General features: G+C 40.1%; 20 protein-coding genes and 1 pseudogene. 9 read left to right on the plus strand and 12 right to left on the minus strand.

Going from position 1 to position 24,162, the window contains the following annotated elements; translation table 11 throughout:
* Nucleotides 1-502: 502 nt before the first annotated feature.
* From ureG to ureE, 3 genes are all read right to left on the minus strand, one after another.
* Nucleotides 503-1,099: an urease accessory protein UreG gene (ureG, locus tag RRG12_RS03210; RefSeq protein WP_181932755.1), complete on the minus strand. Its 597-nt coding sequence runs from the start codon at nt 1,097-1,099 to the stop codon at nt 503-505.
* 128 nt (nt 1,100-1,227) lie between these two features.
* On the minus strand, nt 1,228-1,920 hold the full coding sequence (locus tag RRG12_RS03215; protein ID WP_420758329.1) for an urease accessory protein UreF: 693 nt from the start codon (nt 1,918-1,920) through the stop codon (nt 1,228-1,230).
* Nucleotides 1,895-2,341: an urease accessory protein UreE gene (gene ureE / locus RRG12_RS03220; protein ID WP_420758330.1), complete on the minus strand. Its 447-nt coding sequence runs from the start codon at nt 2,339-2,341 to the stop codon at nt 1,895-1,897. Before ureE ends, RRG12_RS03215 begins: the two co-directional genes overlap by 26 nt.
* A 119-nt stretch (nt 2,342-2,460) precedes the next feature.
* On the opposite strand from ureE, the gene RRG12_RS03225 reads away from it, so the two are divergent.
* Nucleotides 2,461-3,030 carry a Uma2 family endonuclease gene (locus tag RRG12_RS03225; protein ID WP_420758331.1) on the plus strand — a complete coding sequence of 190 codons (570 nt, stop codon included), beginning with the start codon at nt 2,461-2,463 and terminating at the stop codon, nt 3,028-3,030.
* A gap of 35 nt (nt 3,031-3,065) precedes the next feature.
* On the opposite strand, the gene RRG12_RS03230 is transcribed toward RRG12_RS03225, so the two are convergent.
* The 3 genes from RRG12_RS03230 to RRG12_RS03240 all read right to left on the minus strand — a co-directional run bounded on the left by RRG12_RS03230 (nt 3,066) and on the right by RRG12_RS03240 (nt 5,773).
* Nucleotides 3,066-3,446: a DUF1304 domain-containing protein gene (locus tag RRG12_RS03230; protein WP_420758332.1), complete on the minus strand. Its 381-nt coding sequence runs from the start codon at nt 3,444-3,446 to the stop codon at nt 3,066-3,068.
* 114 nt (nt 3,447-3,560) lie between these two features.
* Nucleotides 3,561-4,295 carry a D-Ala-D-Ala carboxypeptidase family metallohydrolase gene (locus RRG12_RS03235; protein ID WP_420758333.1) on the minus strand — a complete coding sequence of 245 codons (735 nt, stop codon included), beginning with the start codon at nt 4,293-4,295 and terminating at the stop codon, nt 3,561-3,563.
* Between the two features lie 317 nt (nt 4,296-4,612).
* A complete protein-coding gene (locus RRG12_RS03240) occupies nt 4,613-5,773 on the minus strand; it encodes a hypothetical protein (protein ID WP_420758334.1) in 1,161 nt (386 codons plus the stop codon).
* Between the two features lie 302 nt (nt 5,774-6,075).
* Between RRG12_RS03240 and RRG12_RS03245 the strand changes: the two genes are divergently transcribed.
* Nucleotides 6,076-9,606 carry an eIF2A-related protein gene (locus RRG12_RS03245; protein WP_420758335.1) on the plus strand — a complete coding sequence of 1,177 codons (3,531 nt, stop codon included), beginning with the start codon at nt 6,076-6,078 and terminating at the stop codon, nt 9,604-9,606.
* A gap of 337 nt (nt 9,607-9,943) precedes the next feature.
* Here RRG12_RS03245 and RRG12_RS03250 read toward each other — a convergent pair whose 3' ends face one another.
* Nucleotides 9,944-10,138: a hypothetical protein gene (locus tag RRG12_RS03250; RefSeq protein WP_420758336.1), complete on the minus strand. Its 195-nt coding sequence runs from the start codon at nt 10,136-10,138 to the stop codon at nt 9,944-9,946.
* 72 nt (nt 10,139-10,210) lie between these two features.
* Between RRG12_RS03250 and RRG12_RS03255 the strand changes: the two genes are divergently transcribed.
* The gene (locus RRG12_RS03255) at nt 10,211-11,260 is read left to right on the plus strand and encodes an aldo/keto reductase (RefSeq protein ID WP_069067876.1); all 1,050 of its coding nucleotides are present in this window, start codon (nt 10,211-10,213) and stop codon (nt 11,258-11,260) included.
* A gap of 113 nt (nt 11,261-11,373) precedes the next feature.
* Nucleotides 11,374-11,946: a DNA starvation/stationary phase protection protein Dps gene (dps, locus tag RRG12_RS03260; protein ID WP_420758337.1), complete on the plus strand. Its 573-nt coding sequence runs from the start codon at nt 11,374-11,376 to the stop codon at nt 11,944-11,946.
* Nucleotides 11,947-12,249: 303 nt separating this feature from the next.
* Here dps and RRG12_RS03265 read toward each other — a convergent pair whose 3' ends face one another.
* From RRG12_RS03265 to RRG12_RS03280, 4 genes are all read right to left on the minus strand, one after another.
* The gene (locus tag RRG12_RS03265) at nt 12,250-12,813 is read right to left on the minus strand and encodes a DUF3124 domain-containing protein (protein WP_420758395.1); all 564 of its coding nucleotides are present in this window, start codon (nt 12,811-12,813) and stop codon (nt 12,250-12,252) included.
* Nucleotides 12,814-13,289: 476 nt separating this feature from the next.
* A complete protein-coding gene (locus tag RRG12_RS03270; protein WP_069067880.1) occupies nt 13,290-13,967 on the minus strand; it encodes a potassium channel family protein in 678 nt (225 codons plus the stop codon).
* A gap of 579 nt (nt 13,968-14,546) precedes the next feature.
* Nucleotides 14,547-14,720 carry a hypothetical protein gene (locus tag RRG12_RS03275; protein WP_176726874.1) on the minus strand — a complete coding sequence of 58 codons (174 nt, stop codon included), beginning with the start codon at nt 14,718-14,720 and terminating at the stop codon, nt 14,547-14,549.
* A gap of 447 nt (nt 14,721-15,167) precedes the next feature.
* Complete coding sequence (locus tag RRG12_RS03280) at nt 15,168-15,407, minus strand: hypothetical protein (RefSeq protein WP_420758338.1); 240 nt, start codon at nt 15,405-15,407, stop codon at nt 15,168-15,170.
* Nucleotides 15,408-15,796: 389 nt separating this feature from the next.
* Here RRG12_RS03280 and RRG12_RS03285 point away from each other — a divergent pair.
* Nucleotides 15,797-16,273: pseudogene (locus RRG12_RS03285) on the plus strand (phosphatidylglycerol lysyltransferase domain-containing protein); the annotation flags it as partial.
* A 36-nt stretch (nt 16,274-16,309) separates the two neighbouring features.
* Here the strand turns inward: RRG12_RS03285 and RRG12_RS03290 are convergent.
* Nucleotides 16,310-17,173: a helix-turn-helix transcriptional regulator gene (locus RRG12_RS03290; protein WP_420758339.1), complete on the minus strand. Its 864-nt coding sequence runs from the start codon at nt 17,171-17,173 to the stop codon at nt 16,310-16,312.
* A gap of 181 nt (nt 17,174-17,354) precedes the next feature.
* Between RRG12_RS03290 and RRG12_RS03295 the strand changes: the two genes are divergently transcribed.
* From RRG12_RS03295 to cas3, 4 genes are read left to right on the plus strand one after another with little or no spacing between them, the layout of a single operon-like run.
* Nucleotides 17,355-20,048 (plus strand): CRISPR-associated protein Csc3, encoded by a 2,694-nt coding sequence (locus tag RRG12_RS03295; protein WP_420758340.1) that lies wholly within the window; start codon nt 17,355-17,357, stop codon nt 20,046-20,048.
* A gap of 17 nt (nt 20,049-20,065) precedes the next feature.
* The gene (gene cas7d / locus RRG12_RS03300; RefSeq protein WP_420758341.1) at nt 20,066-21,103 is read left to right on the plus strand and encodes a type I-D CRISPR-associated protein Cas7/Csc2; all 1,038 of its coding nucleotides are present in this window, start codon (nt 20,066-20,068) and stop codon (nt 21,101-21,103) included.
* Nucleotides 21,104-21,106: 3 nt separating this feature from the next.
* Complete coding sequence (gene cas5d, locus RRG12_RS03305) at nt 21,107-21,865, plus strand: type I-D CRISPR-associated protein Cas5/Csc1 (protein ID WP_420758342.1); 759 nt, start codon at nt 21,107-21,109, stop codon at nt 21,863-21,865.
* Nucleotides 21,858-24,143: a type I-D CRISPR-associated helicase Cas3' gene (cas3, locus tag RRG12_RS03310; RefSeq protein WP_420758343.1), complete on the plus strand. Its 2,286-nt coding sequence runs from the start codon at nt 21,858-21,860 to the stop codon at nt 24,141-24,143. The genes cas5d and cas3 overlap by 8 nt, the downstream gene beginning before the upstream one ends.
* The last annotated feature ends 19 nt before the right edge of the window (nt 24,144-24,162 follow it).

Here is a 24,162-nt window from a genome sequence, read left to right on the forward strand (position 1 = left end):
GCTTGTACCCAAAATTATTAAATTCAAAAAAATTCTTCTTCATTTTGAATTTTGCATTTTGAATTCAAAAAAAGGTCAAGAGTCAGAATGGGCTAAACCTTAGCTATCTGCAAAAAGCATGAATTTTCTACGAGGGGTGGATAGCGGAGCACTGGTGTCAACTTAACGCGAAACCGCACGTCCGCCAGGGATTTACAATCCCTGTCTCATAGCTAAAGTCCTCTGAAGAAGACTTTAGAGCGCAAAAATTTTCAGTCTACTTCAGTAGACTTGAGCAATTAGTCAGGGATTTACAATCCCTGGCGGGTGAACAACACTCAACCAGTACGCTATTTTTGGCTTAAGTTGACACCAGTGGCTTTTCGGCCCACCCCACAATAAGTAGTTAGTCCCTAAACTACGTTTTTGCATCAGCGCTAAATATGCAGATTTAGTTGTCTTGATTCTGACTCCTGTTAGCGGTAGCGGGGCGTTTAGCCCATTCTGAATTCTGAATTCTTTTTCAACAAATATTTGTGCAAACAAAGTTAATCACATCTGCAAGTCCAGACTGAGTTTTTAAATTAGTAAAAATAAAAGGTTTATCACCGCGCATTTTTTTAGCATCTCGTTCCATCACACTTAAATCTGCACCAACATAAGGTGCTAGGTCAATTTTGTTAATCACTAACAAGTCAGACTTGGTAATACCGGGGCCACCTTTGCGGGGAATTTTATCACCAGCCGCAACATCGATGACGTAAATTGTTAAATCCACCAATTCTGGACTAAAGGTAGCAGCCAAATTATCGCCGCCACTTTCCAAAAATACCAAATCTAAATCGAGAAAACGTTCTTCTAACTGTTCAATTGCTGCCAAATTCATCGAAGCATCTTCGCGGATAGCAGTATGAGGACAACCACCAGTCTCTACACCCAAAATGCGATCGCTAGCCAACGCCTGAGAACGCACTAAAAACTGAGCATCCTCCTGAGTATAAATATCATTCGTCACCACCGCAATCTGATATTGCTCACGCAATCCCTTACACAAAGCATCCACCAAAGCCGTCTTCCCCGAACCCACCGGGCCAGCAACTCCCACTCTAAATGTATTCATTGTCATTTGTCCTTTGTCATTTGTCCTTTGTCACTTTCGCTTGGTAGATGGTTATTAGTTATTAGTTTTTGACCAATGCCCAATGCCCCATGCCCAATGCCCCATGCCCCATGCCCAATGCCCAATAACTAACTCCTAAACAACCTTGTATACTGCGTTTCATGCTGCATACTTGCCAGCGACAAACCCCAACTACAACAGGCAAGTTGATCGTCCTCTAACCCTAGAATTTCTAACGCCGCAGCACTGAGTAATGGTTGCAAATCTAGCAATAACTGTTGTCCTGCTGTTTGTCCAAGAGGGATAAGTTTCACGCCAGCAGTAATCAAATTACTTGCCCAACTGTGCAGATATCCAAGTAATGCAGCTTTTATATTGATTTGCCAATGGGCAATGGCAATGCCAAAAGCGATCGCATAATTGCAAGGATTACCCACAGCATTGGCAATAGGTACAATCTGAGGTTCTAGTTTACCAAGTAATTGGATGAGCGATCGCCCCATTTGCCAACTAGAGGCGCGTAATTCTTCTGTTTCCCTAGCGGCGGATAACCAGAGATTCCAACGGCATAGCGACTCTACATCATTCATTTTTGCAGCTTGCTGCGATCGCACCATCACCGCAGCCTCTAACCGAATTGCCCCGCAGAGCAACTCCGCTTTTAACCAAAGTTTGAGATGTAAGGTGTTGGTGATAATACCATTTTCTATGAGCGTTTCCAAGCCTTCAGAATAACTATATGCTCCCACAGGCAAAGCGGGGCTAGCCAGTTGTAAAATACTCAAAAAATGACTATCAGTGAGCATGATGGTGTTGTCCATAAGCTCCTAATTCTGGCTGAAATGGTAGAATTTCCTCTTTAACTTCTAACCCTAATTGTTCCAACATTGTGCGTAAAACCGAGTCTGAAGACAAGCGTAAATAAGTTGGAGTAATTTCTACAGGTACATGACGATTTCCCAGATGGTACGCCGCCCGTAATAATAAAAGTGATGTTTGGGCAAAGGCAGTCAGCACTAATTCTGGTTTAGCAGTAATTCTGATTAAACTCCTATGGGTTTCTTCTTGCAGAATATCGCCATCGTGTAAAACAGTTCCTCTGGGTAAATGTAAAAATATAACTTTACCATCTTCAGTTTCAAAGCGATGACGACTGCGGGTGCGTTCTTCTGCTGTCAGCGCCAGAGTAAAAGTAACTGCGGCATCGCCATTAGGTGGTTTAAGTTGGGTAAATGTCAGCATACAGAGTTTCGCTTGAACTTTTGTTTTTCATTATGGTTCTAATTTAAATACCATAACTGCCTTGCCCAAAGGAAAGATAAAATTAAGCAAAGAAGGCAGCAAGCCAAACGGGGACAATCATGAACCAAGCCATTGAGGGAGTACGCTGGACAATTCACGATTTAGAGGTTCTACCCGAAAATGAGTGGACACGCTATGAAATTATTAATGGAGAACTCTTTGTGACTCGCACTCCTCACCGCCGTCATCAACAAGTTTGTGTTAAAATCGCTCGACAACTCGATGTTTGGTCAGATTCGAGTGGCTTAGGAGAAACAATTGTCGCTCCAGGCGTGATTTTTTCGCAAGCAGATAGTGTTATACCAGATGTAGTTTGGGTAAGTCGAGAACGACTGGCGCAAATTGAAGATGAAGCGGGACATTTGACAGGCGCACCAGAGTTAGTAGTAGAGGTTTTATCCCCTGGTAAACAAAACGAACTTCGAGACAAGGAAGCAAAACTGAAACTTTATTCAATTCAAGGCGTGCGTGAGTATTGGATTGTCGATCGCTTCACTAAACAAGTCGAAGTTTATCGGCGAGAAAAAGCACAGTTGGTTTTAGCTGCTACTTTGTTAGGCGATGATGAAATCACATCGCCACTTTTACCGGGATTTTGTTGTTCTATAAGTTTATTTTTTCCTGAATAATCACAAAATCGAGAATATTTCTTGAAACCTAACTACTAAAGATTAGGATACCACAGCAAGAATAAAGCCAATATTGCGGGTATTGATTGGATTAAAAATGCTGTTGGACGTTTCAAGGTAATGCTACCAAAAATACCTGCGATCGCTACACAAATTAAAAAGAAAATCACAATCGATGAAGGCTCAACTTGTGGAACCTTTTGTGATATAAATAATCCCCAGATTAAGCCAGCAGAAAGAAATCCGTTGTATAAGCCTTGATTTTGAGCAAGAATTGTAGCAACTTCTGCTGTAGTAAAGTTTTTCAGTAATTTTTCTTGAACAAACTTTGTATTCCAGAAAAACATCTGCACAACTAGAAAAAGGATATGTATGAATGCAATAATGCCTATAAGTACCTTGACAAATGTTTCCATAATTACTTTCCTCCTAAAATTTAAGTTTTACTCACTATACTAGTAAATGCACTTAGTTAGCTTGATTTGTATTGAAAATCCTGCACTTAACCCTTGTCCTAATTTTCCTTTCTTTTATATTTGAATAGGAGTATAGATAGTTATTCCACGACTATAAGTAGCTCTCAAAACCTGTTGGCGATTTCTTGGTTCAGCGCTAACATGAATCCACATAGGCTTTTCTAAAGTGCCAAATTCCAAAATAATTTGGTCAAAATTACAATTTTCATTCACCCATTCTGCAAATTTTTTAGTTCCTACATTTACTGGAATGACATCAGCAGCAAAGCCTTGACGATGGGCACTATTGCTAGCACCTCCTACTACTTTATTAAGTTCTTCTGAACGAAAACCAGAATTAATTTTCAGTGAACCCAAGGCATCTCGTGCAGGTTGTAAAATTTGCTGGCATAGTCTCTCTAGGTTTTTGATTTCTCCAGGCGTTGGTGTATTTTCAATTCTCAATAGACCGCTTGTAGGAGATGTGACAAATTCCCACAGTTTAAAATCAGCACTCAAATTCATGTCAAGATCAACTTGTGTGAGTGCATCTAAAAAAAGCCAAATATCATCACTACCAATTAGCTGATGATTAGCATCAAATCCCTTGGCAACAATTCGCCGAGTGCCACCACTGTTAAAATGATAGGAAAGTGACCATTTGCCATTATTGGCTGAAGTTTTACCTAATAGCCAACGGTCATCAGCCCATAATTCCACCTGAACAATATTCGTGTTAGAAGTGCCTTGAAAAAAGATTGGATCTTTGAGTTTCAACTCTGCATCTTTGTGAGGTTTATCGATTGTCATTCCCATTTATACCTCTTCTTAATTCCAAGAAAGTATGAACGTAATATTACTGTGGTCTTATTCTGCACATCCTAATCAAAACTTAAACCCGATCGCTCTGTCAGCAATGAAAAATGGCGTTGCATAAATGCGGGATAAATTAGAGGTTTAAACCATTTAAATTCCGTTTCTAATTTGTCGAAATTATCCCATTCTTCAGCAACGCCCTGTTTCTAATAAGGTTAGAAGATGGTTATCTCTTTGCCATTCTTGTCGTTATCAGCAAACTAAAAATTTTGGTGAATTTTTACTTTTACCAAATCGCAATAGTCAAGTTATTAATTAATTGGTGTTGCAATAACAGCAAAACCTAAACGGGGCGACTTTATTTCAGGAAGACAATCACCGTTAACTACACATTTTTGAATAATGTTAGGGGTGTTTACCACTTTTACAGAAACATTATAAGCGCCAAGATTTAATGCACTATTTCCTGTCATCATGGATACTATCTGCTCAACACCTAAGTTGATTGCAGTTTGAGAAGCAAAAACACTCATAAAAGTGAGTTCAGTTTTTAATCTTTCGGTAATTTGGCGAGTAAGCTCTGCGCCATATGCTCCACCAGAAATAACAGCGGCAACTCCGTTAGCTCCTTGGTTTTCTACGGATGCCCAATTAACAAAAGATTCTGAAGAAAAATACACTATTGAACCTGCGTGACTAGCTATTATGCTGTTTTTCACGTCATTGTAAGTATCACGATTGGCATCCTTAAATAGAGGCGGTGTCAGATTTACACTAGTTAATAAACTACCCAACGTAGGCATTTCTCCATTAAGGATTTTGGTAAATGCACTTGCATCTAGCTTTAAATTACCAAGACTTCCACGACCGCAGTTAAAAATAGGTTTTTGTTCAAAAGTTGACAAGTTGAACGTGTAATCATACTTGCATGTTGCAGAAGCAGACTCTCTGATGGTTTTACCGGGGATAGTTACAGTCTTCCATTCCATTTCGACATAGGGCATATTTTTAGTTTCAAACCCAATGCAGATTGTTCTTCCAAAAACTTTCTTTCGAGCAATACACTCCTCTACTTTGCGATACTTTGTAACAGGAACTTGTTCTTTTATAGTTTTTGGTGGAATTTTTACTTCCCATGTATGTGCAGCTTTAGCACTAGCACCTAAAGAAATATAATTTCCTGTTACATTGTACTCAAGTTTCTCAATACCTGTAGTTCCGTTATTACCGACCTTTATCTGATTTATAGCCGATCTGATATTATTAGCTTTTGATTGCCATTGACTAGCAATTGAATCCAATTTAGGAATACAATTCACCATTTTCTGGTCAAGAGGCTGAAGTAAGTTGATTGCTTGAGGTGTGCTAGTCATTGGGTCTTTTGCACAAGCTTCAAGATTATATGCTTTTGCTTGCTGAGATAATCCTAATATGGTAAAAACAGTTAATGTGGAAATTAGTTGAAATTTCATTTTTATATCCTCGAAATATGTAACCAATAAGTTAACTATGCTAACTAGGTGATTAATTACCTAGCTAATTCTATTGCTCTATAACAAGTTGCCAAAATTCATCAAAATAAACTTTTTCCTATTTAATTGAGGAACATGAATTATTGAACTTCTTGTCTTTCCCAATTAAAATCCAAGCCCGCTCGTTCTGTCAGTAAGAAAAAGTGTGCTAGTTAATGTAAACAATTGTAAACTTTGCCATAATTTTCCCAGCAAGAACAGACAAGTTAAATACTTAAACGATACGTGGATCTTGTTGAGCGATGACAGGCGAAGAGGCACTCAAATTAGTCGATGCTGTTTTACGCTCTACGGTCTTGGAGCAAGGACTAAATGATATTCAGTCTGTAGTCTTTCTCGAAAGTTGGGTTGGACGCACTTATGCGGAGATTGCGGATAAGCTAGGTTATGATTGTGACTATGTTAAACAGGTAGGTTCGCAATTGTGGCGATCGCTTTCCCAAGTCATTGGCGAAGAAGTCTCCAAAAAAAATATCCAAGCTATTCTGCATCGCTATCAGCAATCCCAAACCAGTACACAAGATTGGGGAGAAGCCGTTGATGTCTCCCGATTTTATGGTCGCCAAACAGAACTGCAAACTTTATCAACATGGATTGGCAAGGAGCATTGTCGTTTCGTCGGGATTTTTGGACTCGGTGGAATTGGCAAAACTACTCTCTCGGTGAAACTTGCAAGGCAAATTCAATCCCAGTTTGAATATGTGATTTGGCGTAGTTTACAGCAAGCACTGCCACTAAATACCTTACTGGGCGAGATTTTGCCGATTTTAATGGGTTCAGAGGCAACAATCGATAGTTCAATTAATCTTTTGATGAAACAATTGCAGGAAAAGCGTTGTTTGTTAGTTCTTGATAATGTCGAGTCAATTTTACAAAGTGGAAACCGGGGGGGAGAATACCAACGAGGGTTTGAAGCATACCAACAGCTATTTGAGCGGATCTGCGATGAACTCCACCAAAGTTGTCTGATTGTCACTGGACGAGAAAAACCGAGCAAAATTGCAGTGCGATCGGGGGAAAACTTACCAGTGCGATCGCTCTGTTTGTCGGGACTATCAGTAATAGAAGGTGAGCAAATACTGATTGCTAAAGGGTTAAATACAGCACCTCAACATCAAAACTTGGTCAATTACTTTGGTGGTAATCCACTCGCCCTCAAAATTGCCGCAACCGCTATTCAAGATATATTTTGTGGTGATACACAAGCATTCTTGGCACAAGGTAATACCCTTTTTAGCAATTTATGGGACTTACTCAAGCAACAATTTGAGCGTTTATCGCCTCTGCAACAGCAGATTATGTACTGGCTAGCGATTAACCGAGAAGGAGTAACGCCAACGAAGTTACAAACCGAAATATTGCCGCAAGTATTTTGGCAAAAACTCTTGGAAGCCTTGGAATCACTCAAGGGGCGCTCTCTCGTGGAGACAAGAACCACAGGGTTAACGCAACAACCCGTAATTATGGAATATGTTACAGAACAATTTATCCAGACTATTGAATGGGAGATTACTACAGGCGAACTTAACTTATTCAGAACTCATGCCTTAATTGAAGCTCAAACTCAAGACTACGTGCGCGAAGCACAAATTCAATTTATTCTGCATCCCTTAGTGGAGCGACTTTTAACCCACTTTGATACTCAAGCCCAACTTGAGGAGCGCCTTTGCCAAATTTTAGCGCAATTGCAATATCAAACAGCAGTGCAAACAGGCTATGCAGGGGGAAATCTACTAAATCTATTCTCAATATTGCAAACTGATCTGAGTGGCTTTGACTTTTCTCATCTGGTTATTCGCCAAGCTTACTTAGCCAATGCTACATTACACAACACAAATTTTACTGGCGTTAATATTAGCGAAAGCGTCTTTGCCGAAACTTTTGGTGGTGTCCTCAGTGTTGCTTTTAGTCCAGATGGAGAGTATTTAGCTACCAGTGATACCAAAGGTGAAATTCAAATTTGGGATAGTGGCACTGGCAAACAACTAATGCGTTGTCGGGGACATCAACATTGGACATGGGCTGTAACTTTTAGTCCAGATGGGCGGTATCTGGCCAGCGCTGCTGATGATTATTTAGTGAAATTATGGGATGTGGAAACTGGGCAATGTCTGCACACATACAAAGGACATACATATTCAGTTAATGCCGTTGCTTTTAGTCCTGATGGTAATATCCTTGCGAGTTGCGGCCAAGATTTAACTATTCGTTTATGGCAGGTTGGATCAGAAAAGCTTAACCGAGAAGTTCAGACTTTAGTTGGTCATGAAGGTCGAGTGTGGGCGATCGCTTTTCACCCTGATGGTCAAATTATTGCCAGTTGTGGAGAAGATTGGACAATTCGCCTGTGGGATATAACTACTGGTACGAACCTTAGTGTTTGGCAAGCACACGATCGCTGGGTGCGATCGCTGGCATTTAGCCCAGATGGTCAATTACTCGCAAGCAGCAGCTATGATAATACGATCAAACTTTGGGATGTTCAAACCCAAGAATGTCTGCAAACCTTACGCGGACATCGACAGGCAGTCACAGCGATCGCATTTAGTCGAAAGGGTCAACAGTTGGCTAGCAGCAGTTTTGACCGCACCGTAAAATTATGGGATGTCGTTACCGGAAATTGTCTGAAAACTTTTCTCGGTCATACCAGCCGAGTTTGGACGGTTGCTTATCATCCCAATGAACAACAATTGGTCAGTGGTGGCGATGACCACGCCACCAAACTATGGAATATTCAAATAGGACGCTGCACGAAAACATTCACAGGACATACCAATAGTGTATTATCCCTAGCTCTAACTCCAGATGGCCACTATCTGGCAAGTGGACACGAAGACCAAACAATTAAGTTATGGGATATCAAAAACGGTATCCTAATGCAAACATTACGGGAACATACCAACCGCGTATGGTCGGTGGCGTTTCAACCTAATAGCCAGAATCCTTTACTCGTCAGTGGTAGTGCAGATCCTAGCATCAAATTATGGGACTGGAAGTTAGGAACCTGTCTACAAACATTACACGGCCATACTAGTTGGGTTTGGACAGTTGTTTATAGTCCAGATGGCAAACAGTTAGCCAGTAGCAGCTATGACCAAACCGTGAAACTTTGGGATATCAACACCAGTGAATGCTTGAAAACTTTCAAAGGACATACTAGTTCAGTTGTTTCAGTCGTCTTTAGTCCAGATGGTCAACTGCTGGCAAGTAGTGAGTTTGACGGGATGATTAAATTATGGGACGTTAATACTGGAGAATGCTGGCAAACTTTAACAGGACACACCAACAGCGTGTGGTCAGTTACCTTTAGCCCTAACGGAAAGTGGTTACTAAGTACGAGTTTTGACCAAACCCTCAAACTGTGGTTAGTTTCCACAGGAGAATGTCTTCAAACTTTTACAGGACATGAAGGCCCTGTTATGGTGGCGCGATTTAGTCCAGATGCTCAGTTTATTGTTAGTGGTAGTTTAGATCGCAATCTGAAACTTTGGGATATTTCTACAGGAGAATGCTATCAAACTTTGGTGGGTCACTCAGAGCTTATTTATAGTTTGGTGGTAGCCTCTGTCCCAATTGGAGATGCAACTTCTGCCAGACTGACTGCTTTTAGTGGCAGCTTAGACGAAACTATCAAAGTCTGGGATTTGCAAACTGGTAAATGTGAGCAAACTTGGAGAGCGCCTCGTCCCTACGAAGGTATGAAGCTTGAACAAATTCAAGGGTTAACAGAAGCTCAATTGGCAACTTTGCAGGCTTTAGGTGCTGCTGCTTAGTAGTTTGTCAAGCTAACTTTAATACGATTCAAAGAGCAAATACTCAACTTAGAGCCAAGGCAATGGAATTCGCGGCTACTCTGACGAGAACGCTTTCAGCGTTAGCGACGTTCGCGTAGCGTCTCGCAGAGAAGGAGTACAGGAAAGTTGACATTCTCACTGACCTAAAGGCGCTCTTAAGAAGGAGTAATGAGTAATAAGTAATAAGTAATAAGTAATAAGTAATGAGTAATGAGTAATGAGTAATGAGTAAATACCCATTTTTCATCCACTATGAAACTCATTACTTTAAAGCATTGCGTGAAGCCTTAGGATTCAGACCCAATTTTTTGGTGAATTAATTTTGGGAGGCGATCGCATTCACAAAAGAGGTTGCGTTTAAATAGCAATACGGTTCAGTTAAGGTTACTGGTATAGATAATTTGTCTTTGAAGACGCGATGAATCGCCGTCTCTACAAGTGTTTTGGGCTTATCTGAACTGTATTGGTTTAAATAGCACAAAAATACAAATAAGAGCTTGTCCTCAAACATCGCTCCGGTTTGCAGTTATCATGCCTTTGGGATAGTATTTGCAGCGTTTTTTTCGTTAATGAGAAAATATTCATGAAATACAAACTCTTGGGCAAAAGTGGGTTAAGAGTCTCTGAACTCTCCTTGGGAACCATGACTTTTGGTGAAGATTGGGGTTGGGGTGCTTCTAAGGACGAAAGTCGTAAAATCTTTGATAGCTATGTAGAAGCTGGGGGAAATTTCATTGACACCGCCAACGGTTATACCGATGGTAGCAGTGAGAAAATTGTTGGTGAATTAATCGCTAAAGAACGAGAACGCTTTGTAGTTGCGACAAAATACTCCTTTCCCTTGCAGATGAATGACAAAAAGGGCGATCCTAACGCCAGTGGAAATCATCGCAAGAACTTAGTTCAATCTTTGGAAGGTAGTCTGAAACGGCTGAATACCGATTATATTGATTTATTCTGGTTACACGCTTGGGATTTCACAACACCGATTGAAGAAGTTTTGCGATCGCTTGATGATGTCGTCCGTCAAGGTAAAGTGCTTTACATTGGCATTTCTGATGCTCCTGCTTGGATCGTTTCCCAAGCAAATACTATTGCCCATTACCAAGGATGGACGCAGTTTGTTGCCCTGCAAATTGAGTATAGTTTAATTCAGCGAACACCCGAACGAGACTTGCTACCGATGGCTAAAGCCTTCGATTTAGCTGTAACGCCGTGGTCGCCTTTAGGTGGTGGTGTGCTGACAGGTAAGTATAATCAGCCTCAGCAAACAGGCGATGAACAAGGACGACTCGGAACTTTTGGGGGAGGAATTTCTGAGAAGAATTTAGCGATCGCGCAGGTTGTTAGCCAAGTGGCGGCAGAAATTGGACACACGCCCTCACAGGTAGCATTAGCTTGGTTACGCGCTCAAACTGGTGTGATTATTCCGATCATTGGGGCACGTAAATTAACGCAATTTCAAGATAACTTAGCTTCTTTAGATGTCAGCCTCTCGCCAGAACATCTGCAACGCTTAGATGAAGTAAGTAAAATTGAATTGGGTTTCCCCCATGACTTTTTGCAGAGTGATATGATTCGCGATCGCCTTTTCGGTGGCACATTCAACACCATAGAAAACCATCGCATCTAACTAACATTCATAGACAGTAACACATTCAGGCATTAATATAATCTGTCGTCAGAGAGTTTCGCCCAGCCAAGCACAATCTGTAAAGTTAGATTTAAAAGGCATTAACTACAACTATGAGCGACAACACCATTTCATCACGTTTGTATCCTACTCGTATTGACATTCCCGCCGAAGCGCGAGTGCAAATCGTGGTACTTCTTAACCAAACCTTGGCAGCTACTTTGGATCTGAAAACCCAAGCAAAGCAAGCGCACTGGAATGTTAAAGGAACTGACTTTTACCAGCTACACGAATTATTTGATGAACTTGCTGGTGAATTGGAAGAGTACGTCGATATGGTAGCTGAACGTGTCACCGCTTTAGGCGGATACGCTTTCGGAACAGCCCGCGCCGCAGCTGCTAATTCGATTTTGCCAGAATATTCCTTAGATATTTTGGATGGTAAAGACCATGTAACAGCTTTATCAGACCGCTTTGCACTCTATGCAAAACATATTCGGGAAGCGATCGCTAAAACTGATGAATTAGGCGATGCTGATACTGCTGACCTTTACACCGAAATTTCTCGCACCATTGACAAACGACTCTGGTTCTTAGAAGCTCATCTGCAAGTAGCAGAAATTAAGGCAGAGAATGGCACAGCGGGTACTACTAAAACTCAAAAGATCCCTGCTGGTGTCAAATAAGCACTTCTGAAAGACACCGTATTCAGTAATAGCGATCTGTCTTAAAAGTAAAGCGATCGCTAACAAAAAACATCTGCCGTAGGGGCAATTCATGAATTGCCCCTACGGCACTGATATATTTACTCATAAAACAGAATTCTGAATTGGTGAATACTCTACCCATAAAGGGATAGAGTTTTGAGGCGAGAATATTTTAATTTTTTCGCCCACTATTCCACTCGCTTTTAATCAATATTCGTCACCCACTCGTACGAAATTCATACTGAATTCTGACTCCTGAATTCTGACTCCTGAATTCTTAACTTATTTTAAAGGCGATCGCTGATCGTTATTTTGACTTTTAATTACCCTACCAGGACTGATAAAAGAAATTCCTTGTTGAAAGTCAGTACCAATCATGACCGCCTCCACTATCGGGTCGGACATTTCTGTTTGGGCTACCCACTCTACAATAAAGTTTGCGCCTAAACCTCCACTAGTATCATTTCTATTTACAAAAAAAGCTGTAGAAGCTAGCGCATCCAGTTGAATCGGGCGATCCAAATACTGCTTAACTAATTTTCCATCTGAGTTATAGTAGCGCACAGAAGTAATGACGATCGGATTGGTCAAATCTGTATTCCGAATACTGAGCGTAACTGCTAACTCGAAAATTTCCTGCCGATTGTGATGATAGATATGAGAATAGACAGGAACATAAACAGTTTGGCTGCTTGCGATCTTAAAATTCTGATCCAGCGTCACGATCTTTTGGGATGGGGTTATCTGAGCAATATCGGGTTGTGACTTTGGTGGAATATTTGCTGATTTACAAGATGCAAGAAAAATAACAGCGATCGCTAAATAAATATGTGGGTACGGCTTCATCACAATTATTTACACCAATTATATAAATGGTACGAATTTAGCACCCAGGAGTCAGAAGTCAGAATTTATAAGGAATTTAGAATAATTAGTATATTAGGACTAGCCCTTTCAAGGTGATGAAATTTGGAACGAAGATTGGTGATTTCAACCTTCAAAAAGCTCAAAATCTGAGCAGAGGATTCAAGATGCTAGCACTGAAACAACGTATCTTCGTTGGTCACCTTGAAAGGGCTAGTCCTATATATTTATTCATCAAATGTTCTTCTGATTCTTTAACTATTCTGACTCCTGAATTCTGAATCCTGAATTCTGACTCCTTAATTCTGACTCCTGAATTCTGACTCCTGAATTCTGACTCCTGAATTCTGACTCCTGAATTCTGAATCCTGAATTCTGAATCCTGAATTCTGAATCCTGAATTCTGACTATAAATGTAGCTAACCCCACCTCATAAACAATTTAAATAGAGACTGCGCTCAACATCTTTGTTCAATAAAATCAATGACTTGATGTAAAGATCCTGGTTTAGTCACAATCAGCACTGTTGAATGAGGTTCAAGTATTGTACTGCCGTTAGGAATCATTAAATCTTCGTGGGGATGAGGTTGATAACCAATAATTAACGAGCCAGTAGGAAATTGGGAATCCTGAGCAATTTCGGCAACACTACGACCAGCAACATAGCAATTGTTGGGGATGGAAAGCTTCAGAACCTCAATCTGTCCCTGCTCAAAATGCATCATTGATTCCACTTGCGGATACTCAATGGCATTCACCATCGTTGAAACCGAGAGTTCAACAGTACTGATGATATGGTTAGCTCCAGCTATACGCAGCGGTTCGGCAAAATCGGGGTGGCGCATCCGACTCAAAATATGGGGGACGCCGTAGTGTTTAGCAAGAGTTACCATTGCCAAGTTTAAGGCATCACTTCTCAGAACAGCTGCCAAAGAACCAGCTTTGCGAATCCCAGCCTCTAACAATACTTCTGTACTCACAGCACTGCCTTCAAAAGCCATTGCTCCCACTTGTTCACGGGCATAGCGACAAGCTATCGGGTCAATGTCAATTACAGCAACAGTATGTCCTAGTTCTACCAGCTTTTGGGCTAAACTTAAGCCCAGTAAGCCTGCTCCACCTATGAGTACGTACATGGCTGTTCTTGATATTATTTGAATTTTTACTTCACTTTATAGGTTAACAAAATTGTCATTTGTCATTTGTCATTAGTTATTAATGCTGGTTCCACAGCGAATGAATGTTTTTTTATGTTTAAATTCCTTATACCGTTTCTTTGTGAAGCTGCATATAATTCACCCCCCGGCTATCGCCGTCTCCCCAAGGCATCGCTACGGTGTACACACATCCTTACCCAGAGCAAGTTTCCAGCCCAAAAAGAAGGATTCAAACTGACCTGACTTTTCACGGCATGTGGAAAAGGTAACGATTAACCTAACCCCCTTCCCGACGCGGGAAGGGGGAAAATTCAAAGTTTTTCTCCTTTTAGGCTACGGTGTACACACAAATCCTAAAAACCCAGCTTAATAAGCATTTCCTCGTTCCCAGTCTCCGACTGGGAATGCATTCATTGAGTCTCTGACTCAATATCTGACTAGAGGCAGAGCCTCTAATCAGGCATTCCTATGCAGAGCATAGGAACGAGATAAAACGAGATAAACGATAAAAAAATGGGAAATTGATCTTTTTTCGACTTGTGTGTACACCGTAGCCTTTTAGGAGAGAGAAATAGAAGTGAGGTTTTCCAGATACCGTGAAAAGTCAGTCAAACTGACGTAGCCCACAAACCAAAGTAGAAATTCTAGGAGGTTTTTGAGAGCGATAGCCAGACCAACCACCAAGCCCCGGTAGGATTTCGTCGTATCGCTTTGCTCGTAATCACATTTCACTGGTCTGGAACGCCTGAAACCCTTTCAGCTACAACTTGTGTGTACACCGTAGCTTAAAAAGGGGGGTTAGGGGGGATCTAAAGTGCTAGGACTTACGCATTGACAGAAAATACCAAATATGAATTCTTTGAAAAAGCACGTCTGTCGTAGGGGTTTAGCAATGCTAAACCCCTACAATGACCATCGAAGAACGATTAATAAAAGGCTGAAACGACCCATTTTCATATATGCATACCATGATTAAGTTTTACAGTGCGTAAGTCCTAAGTGCCTAAAGTCACAGCGAAATACTTTTCAAACACCCTCTAAGAAAAAATTGAGGGTTTGAAACCCACCGAGATGGGTAAAGCCTCGTGTAGCTGCGGTTTCTAACCGCCCTTTTATAAATTTAAAGGGACGACTCCAACAGGTGAAATCGTCCCTTTAAACTTATAAAAGTGAGATATTCTATCTGCTTACCCTGGAAGGTTCAACCCACTCATCCCAAGAGCTATCATAGCCATCATAAGTAATTTTATAAAGATCGTTACTAACTTCTAAAACCTGCCCTTGATACCATTTCCCCTTCCACAAAATTCTCACTGCATCTCCAGCTTCAAATGATGCCCGAAAGCGTCCAGCGCCAACCCATTCATTCCAGGAGCTATCGTAACCTTCGTATGTAATATAGAATATAGCAATTATCATTATTAACCTTAAGTACCGTTGCCGGATACCATGCTTCCTTCCAAAGAACCTCAGCCTTTTGTCCTACAGAACAAGGTGAAGCAGCAAAAGCGCTAGGAATTAATGTTCCTACCCAAGTTGCCATGAATATAGCGCCAAACAATACTTTGTTTTTCATGATTATTTCTATCCTCAAATAGTAAAACCGAATTTTGATGATGATTTATGAAAATCTACTTCAAAATTTGCAACTAACTGTTACTATTTTCGTGGGATTTGTTTAGCGATCGCCTCAGCAAAAATTATGAATTTTCACCGCCTTTTGTGAAGATATTGCATCTCAAATTAGCAGTAGCTATCGATTTTACTTACTTGAAATTCTTAGATCCCTGACTTCTTGGAGAAGTTGGGGATCTATTACGATTACTTATGCAATAGTAATGCTATTACAACCTGTGTTTTGGCGGAATCTAGCAACGACAAATGAGCGGCAAAGAGCTAAAGAAATTGTCGAGCAATATGGACGTTTTTCTTTAGCAGCATTCACACTTTTAAATAATAAAAGTTATTATTTCAGTCCTTCGGGTAATAGTGTAATTGCTTATGTTCCCCAGGGACGGGGTGCGATCGCGTTAGGAGATCCCATAGTCCCCGTTGAAGACCGCCGCTTGGAGAAAATATTGCACTATCTTTACGAGCATTTGAATCACTTCTACAATTTCAAGGGACTGCACACTTACAAAGACAAGTTCCACCCCCATTGGGAAGCGCGTTATTTGGTTTACCCAAGTTTAGCTGCCTTACCCGATGTAGTTGTAGCATTGATTCGCGCAGATTCAGGCGATCGCCTCTTTGATTATTTCAAACCCGGAGCGGAAACTAAATAATTAATAGAGCAGGCTTTTCGGCCTACCTCACAACATTTAACTCCTAGTTTCGATATCGTATAAATTGCAGAGGGTGAGGAGTTTTTGTTTGAGGCGATCGCGCAGACTCGCAGGTGATACAATCACGCAATCTTCCCAATAGGGCGATACTTCTCGAATCAACCAGAAGGGATTAGCTACTCGCCGCACCACCTGACGCACATCATTAATCATGTCATCCTCAATATCATCTTCTTTGGGTTGATAGGCTTTGGCTAGCCAACCACGAAAGTGTAATTGCACTTTCACATGGTCAAGTTCACCCCGCCAATCACCACTTGTCGGGACAACAGACTTAATTCGTTCAAAGCTTAAGCAACGATTGTGCCAAAGTTCGGGTAATTCTGGGATATCGTTTTCTACGTCTGCTGTCTCTTCGCACCAAATCATGAGATAAAAGCGTTTCTCAAAAAAGCGCACCTCAGCGTGACGAACTTTGTAATCTAATTCCTGACCTTGAGAGTTGGAATAGAGAATGTAGAAAGGCTGTTTTGCTTTACTTAGTTCTTCTATCGTATTTCGCCATTCTTGGATAGGTTGACTAAGTTGTTTCATCAGTAATTGACGAAGAGGTGCTTCGAGATTGCCACGTTCTAGTAAAAGTGCAAGTACAGTTTGTGCCTCTCCTATGTGACCTGCATCATTCAAAGCTTTTATTGCCTGTTGTAAGGCATTAACTTGGTTAGAGTCAAGCGTGAGAGGCTTTCCGACCTCTACAGATTGTTGTGCGATCGCCACTATTAAGCCCGAAATACTGGGTTCTTTGCCCCAAGTGATATTGAGTTGGCGAGCGATCGCTTCTAGTTGTTCCTTAGTTCCTGGCGGAATTGACAGTGTAATCGTTTCTTTTTTTCTCGGCATTTACAAAATGTACTTGCACTTTTAAACTAGTTGTGCCATATTCATAGATGTAATTATAAATAGTCTAGTTGCAAAAAAGTGCAGTGACATAAATTGAGTTGTCAGGTTATGTCAGTATAACTACTCATCTCAAAAGTTGACTTTGCAACCTAGACTCGATTTTGGATTGAAGTATCTTTATATGTCCAAGCGCAATCGGCTTTTGAATAATCCTCCTAAGTCTTTGGAGGAGATTTATTTCAGTGAAATTCGCCCCCAGCTTTACGAAAATCATGCACATCGTCATCAAACTGGTGTGAGAACGGGTACAACCCTTGCAGAACACCTCGATTCTGCGTGTCAGTTCATTTTGACAGTCAGCCGAATAGCAGAAGTACCAGAAGATAAAAGACCTTTGCTACTAGCTGCAACTGCTGTACATGACCTGAATAAATTAGACCCTCAAGAACGAAAAGTAAAAACCCTGGCTAGAAATCAGGAATTTTTACGAGAACAACTAGAAAAGGCTTGTGTACTTAGATTTGTTGTCTCAAAAGATGATTTGGAGTTAGTCAGAAAGCTAATTGAGCGTCATTCAGGTCATAACGTCAGCGATGGTGCAAGATTTTTACCAGAAGACCCAAATATTGAACGTTGGGCGGCGATGCTTACATCTGCGGACTTATTTGATTTAGGAATTCCAGATACACAACGTTTTCGCAAACTGGAAAAAGAATTAACCGTTGCTTTTGGGCGAAGCTGTAACCTTTTTAGAATCAGCATTTCTGAAGACAAAGGCTATATTACAGCCCTATTGCTGGGTGCTTGCGAAGAGGTTTTACAAAAGCATGGGTTAAATCCTTTAGCAATTTTCCCTGATGGCGAACTTTTTGAAGGGGAAGCTTTACTAAATATCGATTTGACAAAAGAAATAGCTGCTCTTTGGCAAATTAAAATTGACCAAGTTTTTGGAAATAATATCGAAAGACTTGTCAGAGCTACTAAAGATGGTATTAAAGTTACTCATCAAGCCATCCAACAAAATATTGAGGAAGTTTTGGTAAATGTTGAGGCTCTTTTAGAAAGGAAAAAAGCTGGATATAAATCAGACAAGATTGCTAAAGATGTAACTAAATGGGGTGAAGCGGCTGGTGCAGATGCACTAATAAAAGCGGCTGAACTTCAGTTATTACCTGTCAGTAATGCAGAAGAATTTGCCATATCTGAAGGTTTAAAAGCAGCTTACCTCAGTTATAGAGAAGCCGGATTAAGCCCTAAAGAAGTTTGGGATAAAATCGCTCATCATACGGGTATATCCGAACTTCAGCGTATTGCAATTGAGCCATTTAATGGTCAATATGGGCGACCTTTATTTGCTGCTAAGGCTGCTGTTAAAGGAATTGAGGGTATTAAAGAAGCTCTACAAGAATCTTTCCAACTAAGAAAGGAAAGTACACAAATATCTGAAGAAACAGAAGTCTCTGAAGAAATGATTGCAGCCGTTAGCCGAATGGTAAATTTACCTTTTGCTATTCGGCTAAATGGAGGCGATGATTTAAATGCTTATGTAGAAGCAAATCCCAGACAAAGATGCTCTTTAGGTTCTACTTCTACTGATATAGATGAGCTAATTTCAGATAATATGCCTCCTGGTACAAAAGTACAGGCTTTTTCTAACCGCTTACCAGGTGGTATTAGTGCTGAACCGAAAAGACAAGCAGATTCAATTGCAGCTTTAGCCTACCAATTAATGGCGGTCGGTGCGAACTTTCCTGCTGTTAAAAAACAAGACCCGCTTTATTTGCACTTAGCATTACCTAAAGGTTCTGCTCCAGAACTGTTGAGAATTTGGCGTGGACTTTTAAAACAACTTGCAGCGACAAATGCTGAAGGTGGTACTGTCACTATTGATGAATTTAAATTGTATAGAGATAACCAGCTTGAATTTAAAGCTAACAAAGTAGTCGGTTTAGCATTACCAAAGCGTCCTTATTTTATTCATACATCTGTCATTATTCCTTTACTTTGGGGAGATGTTAATAATTCTTTAGCTTTACTAAAATCACTGAGGCTTGCTTTAGAAATTTCCTTGTCTTTAGATATTGGCTTTCCTTTTATCTTGAGTAGCAATCTAGAAGTGGAGTTATCTAGTGATGTTTATGGACGAATAGAGGGAATTCCTTCTGCACTGCAAACTTTATTAGGAAATGGACAATATCAGCAACGCCAAGATGCAGAAAAAATTCTTGAGCGATTACGTTGCATTGGCAAACTAGCAACATCTGTTGCAAGTATTCAAAAAGCTGATGATTGTTTGTATGATTTGGCTCGTGCTTGTGTCAGACCAATTGAACTTTATTATGTCTTGTTACGTTGGACTCTGCGAGAACAAGACGAACCAAACTTAAGTGTTATTTGGAGTCGTATTTGTGAGCCGTTAAATACTTTACTGGAGAGCTTTATGCCTGATGAAAACTTACTCTTAACTAAATATCTTAAAGAAGCTGCTCAAGTTGCAGCAGAGGGAAAAATTTGGGGAAGTTCTTTTAAACGAACTGCTCAAGCAGAACCGTTTACAGCCTTTATTGCTGCTATTCGTTCTCAAAAGCCTTATTTGGGTTTAGATGTAATCTTTGCTGCTTTAGTACAGCAATATCATACTCGCTTAGACCGTATCCGTGAGCATGGCGTAGGTGCAACAAAGTATGAACAGGTCAAGCGTTATTACGAGCTATTACGAAAACTATATGAGGAGGTTTATTCAGCACGTCCTGAAAAGTTTTTATCTGACCAAAAAACTTTAGAAGCTGCTTATTTATTCTTCCTTGAAGAAGCACGTAAACAATTTAAAAGTGAATCTAAAGATGATTCTGTCGAAACAACTACAACTGTTTAAATAATTAGGAGTTTATCATGTCCATTTCAAAACTTTCGTCGGTACTAGCAACAAGTTATGAGAATTTCCCCAAAGGACGTTTTATAACTTTAGTTGTTTTAAGAACAACCCATTCTGAAACTATCTTTCGCACAGAAGGTTCAGGAGAGCCAATGTGTAGCGAATTTGTCCAAGCTGGCTTGGAGGGTGAAAATCAAAAAACTATAATTCAACGCTTGGTAATGACTAAGCGTAAACAAGTAGCACCAGAAAGACGCTACGGACGAGAACATTTAAGAGCGCATGAGCTTTTATACACCAACCCTAAAGATGGCTCTCTTTGTTCTTTAAATACTAATGCACCTTGTGAAATGTGTGTAGATTGTTTCCTCTACGGTTTCGCGGCTGGTGGGGGTGGCGCTCAAAAAAGTCGCATTTGGACTGAAGATGCTTTTAGTATTTTACCTGCTAGTGATGTTGTAGGCGATCGCACCATAAACGCCATCTACGAAAATGGCACAATGCGGTTAAAGAAAGATGAAGATACTAAAGCATCAACAGCTTTAAATACCAGTGAATACATCAAACCAGGCGTGCATTTTCTGGATGTCGTCACCCTCAAAGATGTAACTGCTGATGAACTGCGCTATATCATCGGTAATATTCTTTTCACAAGTCGTTATGGTGCGGTTTCCAGTCGTGTTGGACGCATGGAAAACGAGATATTAGGTGTATTTGGTAGTATTACCGAACTTCCTAGTTCTCTGGAACTTGTACAAGCTACTTATGATGTCTTAGGTAAGCCTTTAGAACATCCTTTGAATATTAATCAATTAATTACAGCCAGCAAACAAGTAATTGCTAATTGGAAAAATAAGAGAGGAGTTTCTGTGCAACTATCTGAAGAAGAATTAGCCAATTTAGTAACTGATGTCGAAACTAATTGGTCAGAAGCAGAACGTGATAATTTTCTCAAGCGTTTAACGCAATCTTATGAATCCTTCCGTCAGGTTGCACCTGAAAAGAAAAAGGCTAAGGCGAAAGGCAAGAATACACCAGTTGAAGTAGAGATTTAGGTTATGTCAACAATTCCTTTTCAGCAGGCAAAACTTGTTGAATTTTACTGTCTCGAACCAGTCTTTTTTGCCTCTAGGGAGTTGTCTGATACCTATTACACTGAGGGGGTAATTGGGAATTATGCTCTTACCTATGCTTTAGGTAAAGTAAATTCCCCCTATCGCCTCCAAGGTCAGGCTACAGGACGACCAACCTACAAAGAAGATTTACAACCAATAGCACAGGATTTTTATATCTTACCAGCTTCACCAGTAGGTAGAGTTACATTCAGATTTGAACGTTTCAATGCTCTTTCTGATTCTTACTGGTATGCAATGACTAATAACCGTGTTGCTACGGCGCGGGAAGATTTACCATTACAACGTCAAGGGAAAAAACCAAGTTCATTTAGACCAAGTAATTTTCCGCAAACTGGAAGACTGCGGATGATTGAACGCAGAAACAAATTTCAAACTTTGGTATTTGGAAATAATCAATTACCAAATTATATTCGCCTTGGTAAATTCATGAGTAAAGTCAAGGTGAATGTGCTGAATGAATTTCCTGTGACTTTACTACCAGAAGGTGAATATCAAAGTCAACATTATCTAAATGCTGCTGATTTACCACAGCAAATAGAGGCTTTAGCGTTCGATTTAATTTCTATTCCTCCTGCACCCATCATTAAAAATCTTCGTTTTCGGGGTGCTGCTTGGCAAGTTGGGGAAATGGTTGTACCAGCAGGGTTACATTTTTGCGGTAGAGAAAGTAACAATGAGTAATCAAAGATTAGTTATCAGATTAGAACCGCGCAGTATTTCAGCTTGTGCATCTTTGCCAGATGAACTATCTTTTATGGTGAATGCACTTCAGCATCAAGTTGATGTATTTGAACAATCTAAAGATGCAGATATTATCCTTGATTTAGCACCAACTGGCACAGGTAAAACCAACGCAGGGCTAACAGTATTAAAACATCAGCCAAATAAAAATGCTGTTTACATTGCTCCAACTAATGCTTTAATTGAACAGCAAACAGAAGCAGCAAAAAAGTTTGTTAGGGAAGCTAACTTACCTCATATGGTCAAATCAGCTTCTGCTAAAGATGTTAAAAGCTGGTCTAACGATAAAGTTGGCAGTCGTTCGGGGGAAAAGCTGTATAACGTATTACGGAATCCAGCTACAATCTTTCCTGATGTTGGGGCTAATACACCCATCATTTTAGTCACCAATCCTGATATCTTTTACTATGCAACTTTCTTTGCATATAACAATCTGGATAGAGGCAATATTGCTGCTGGTTTTTACACCAAATTTTCGACAGTCATTTTTGATGAATTTCACCTCTACGATGCTAAACAGCTAGTAGTAATGCTGTTTTATCTCGCTTATTCTCAAGTTTTTCGCTTTTTTGAGAACGGACGCAAGATAGTTTTGCTGACGGCTACACCAGAACCAGCTTGTGAATTAGCATTGCAGAATTTAAAACAAGCTGGTGTGAAGATAGCAAGAATAGATGGAGAAGTAGGTAATACTCATCTTTTACCGTCGCAAACAGCAGTTAATCTGGAATTAAGACCAAAACCAGATAGTAAAGAAGAGTGGTTAGCAGAGTTAGCAGCAGAAGTTATCCAACGTTTTCGAGACAGACCTGATGAAAATGGTGCTGTAATTCTTGACTCTCTTGATAATATTAATTGTCTATCAACTTTGTTAAGACAGCAAGGACTTGGTGATTATATAGGACGTATAACTGGCCCTGCACCCAAAAAAGATAGAGAAAGGGCTATGCAGTGTCAAATCATTTTAGCTACTAGCACTGTAGATGTAGGATTTAACTTTGAAAGACACCCTAAACCGAAACGGCAAAATTTAGATTGGTTGATTTTTTCAGCACGCGATCGCGCCGCATTTTGGCAGAGAATTGGTAGAGTAGGGCGTGCTTTGGGTAAATCGGAAACTAATATTGATTCAGAAGCCATTGCTTATTTACCTGCTAACGCTTGGGAAGAAGGTTTAAGCTCTTTAGATACTACTGGGGGACGTACAGCCCTAAAAGACTTACTTGAAACACTTCCCTGTTTAGATAAGCCTTTTTTAAAAGCTTACTGGCGTTCAGAAGCATTTCTAGAAATTGCCCGTCCCTTGTTGGAATTGGAAGAAATGCTTGAAGGTTTAGCTGAGGAAAAATTGATTTTGGAGTTATTCAATACTCTAAAATCGATTTTTGAAGGAAACAGAACTTGGGATGATTATCGCTATAGAATGAAACTTTTACGAGGTGCTGAAACTATTGCGAAAAAAACTCCCAAAGAAATCAAAAAGGATTGGAAATATATCAAAGGTGGTCAGGCTTTTGTCAGAACCTTTATCAAAGCTAAATTTTCTGAAGATTGGGACGACTTACAAGCTGGACGTACAACTTTAGACGAATACGTAGATTTATTTAACAAAGATGAAGAGGCGCTAGCTGAGTTAAAAGAATTTGCTGAAGTTTTTAGTACAAGCTATGCACCTTTATTTAGTTTTCGCTCTAGTCTGTTTGAAAGTCTTTCCATTCGTGATCCTCATGGTTTGATTCTAGATGAATCTGAGGAAACAAGACTAGATCCTTTTCACCTATTACGCTATTACGAATTTGTCCAAAATGGTGATTATATCGAAGTTACCAGTCGCGCCACTGAAACTTATCAACTGAGTTTTGAATTACGCTACACTGATGGAAAGTGGCAAGAATTTATCAGTACAGAACTGAACAAATTAACGGCTTTTAGAAATTGTCAAATTATCCGCAGTGCTGGAGGAGCAATACGACCCACACCCCTAATACAAGCTTTGAATAGGCATCTTTTACCAGGAGTAATTATTTGCCCAAGAACAAATGCTGCTGTTATTTTCCAATTAAACAAGCAAGGAATTACTTCTTATCCAATAACCATCGTTTGTAATGATATGGAGAAAGAATATAGATTATTTTCAGGCTTATCAGGAATTTTAACAATGGCAATGAAGTTTAAACAGCTACGTCTTCCAGATGATGAAGTTTTTATTGCAGGATAAATAATTAAATTCTCGCACC

Source organism: Nostoc sp. CALU 546, from assembly GCF_048836525.1.

What these genes read in the sequence shown, in the direction of transcription:
- RRG12_RS03295 (WP_420758340.1), top strand. Translation starts at nt 17,355, where the DNA reads ATGTCCAAGCGCAATCGGCTTTTGAATAATCCTCCTAAGTCTTTGGAG.
- RRG12_RS03255 (WP_069067876.1), top strand. Translation starts at nt 10,211, where the DNA reads ATGAAATACAAACTCTTGGGCAAAAGTGGGTTAAGAGTCTCTGAACTC.
- dps (WP_420758337.1), top strand. Translation starts at nt 11,374, where the DNA reads ATGAGCGACAACACCATTTCATCACGTTTGTATCCTACTCGTATTGAC.
- RRG12_RS03230 (WP_420758332.1), bottom strand. Translation starts at nt 3,446, where the DNA reads ATGGAAACATTTGTCAAGGTACTTATAGGCATTATTGCATTCATACAT.
- RRG12_RS03235 (WP_420758333.1), bottom strand. Translation starts at nt 4,295, where the DNA reads ATGACAATCGATAAACCTCACAAAGATGCAGAGTTGAAACTCAAAGAT.
- RRG12_RS03215 (WP_420758329.1), bottom strand. Translation starts at nt 1,920, where the DNA reads ATGGACAACACCATCATGCTCACTGATAGTCATTTTTTGAGTATTTTA.
- RRG12_RS03225 (WP_420758331.1), top strand. Translation starts at nt 2,461, where the DNA reads ATGAACCAAGCCATTGAGGGAGTACGCTGGACAATTCACGATTTAGAG.
- RRG12_RS03265 (WP_420758395.1), bottom strand. Translation starts at nt 12,813, where the DNA reads ATGAAGCCGTACCCACATATTTATTTAGCGATCGCTGTTATTTTTCTT.
- cas3 (WP_420758343.1), top strand. Translation starts at nt 21,858, where the DNA reads ATGAGTAATCAAAGATTAGTTATCAGATTAGAACCGCGCAGTATTTCA.
- RRG12_RS03240 (WP_420758334.1), bottom strand. Translation starts at nt 5,773, where the DNA reads ATGAAATTTCAACTAATTTCCACATTAACTGTTTTTACCATATTAGGA.
- RRG12_RS03250 (WP_420758336.1), bottom strand. Translation starts at nt 10,138, where the DNA reads ATGTTTGAGGACAAGCTCTTATTTGTATTTTTGTGCTATTTAAACCAA.
- cas7d (WP_420758341.1), top strand. Translation starts at nt 20,066, where the DNA reads ATGTCCATTTCAAAACTTTCGTCGGTACTAGCAACAAGTTATGAGAAT.
- RRG12_RS03280 (WP_420758338.1), bottom strand. Translation starts at nt 15,407, where the DNA reads ATGATAATTGCTATATTCTATATTACATACGAAGGTTACGATAGCTCC.
- RRG12_RS03270 (WP_069067880.1), bottom strand. Translation starts at nt 13,967, where the DNA reads ATGTACGTACTCATAGGTGGAGCAGGCTTACTGGGCTTAAGTTTAGCC.
- cas5d (WP_420758342.1), top strand. Translation starts at nt 21,107, where the DNA reads ATGTCAACAATTCCTTTTCAGCAGGCAAAACTTGTTGAATTTTACTGT.
- ureE (WP_420758330.1), bottom strand. Translation starts at nt 2,341, where the DNA reads ATGCTGACATTTACCCAACTTAAACCACCTAATGGCGATGCCGCAGTT.
- ureG (WP_181932755.1), bottom strand. Translation starts at nt 1,099, where the DNA reads ATGAATACATTTAGAGTGGGAGTTGCTGGCCCGGTGGGTTCGGGGAAG.
- RRG12_RS03245 (WP_420758335.1), top strand. Translation starts at nt 6,076, where the DNA reads ATGACAGGCGAAGAGGCACTCAAATTAGTCGATGCTGTTTTACGCTCT.
- RRG12_RS03290 (WP_420758339.1), bottom strand. Translation starts at nt 17,173, where the DNA reads ATGCCGAGAAAAAAAGAAACGATTACACTGTCAATTCCGCCAGGAACT.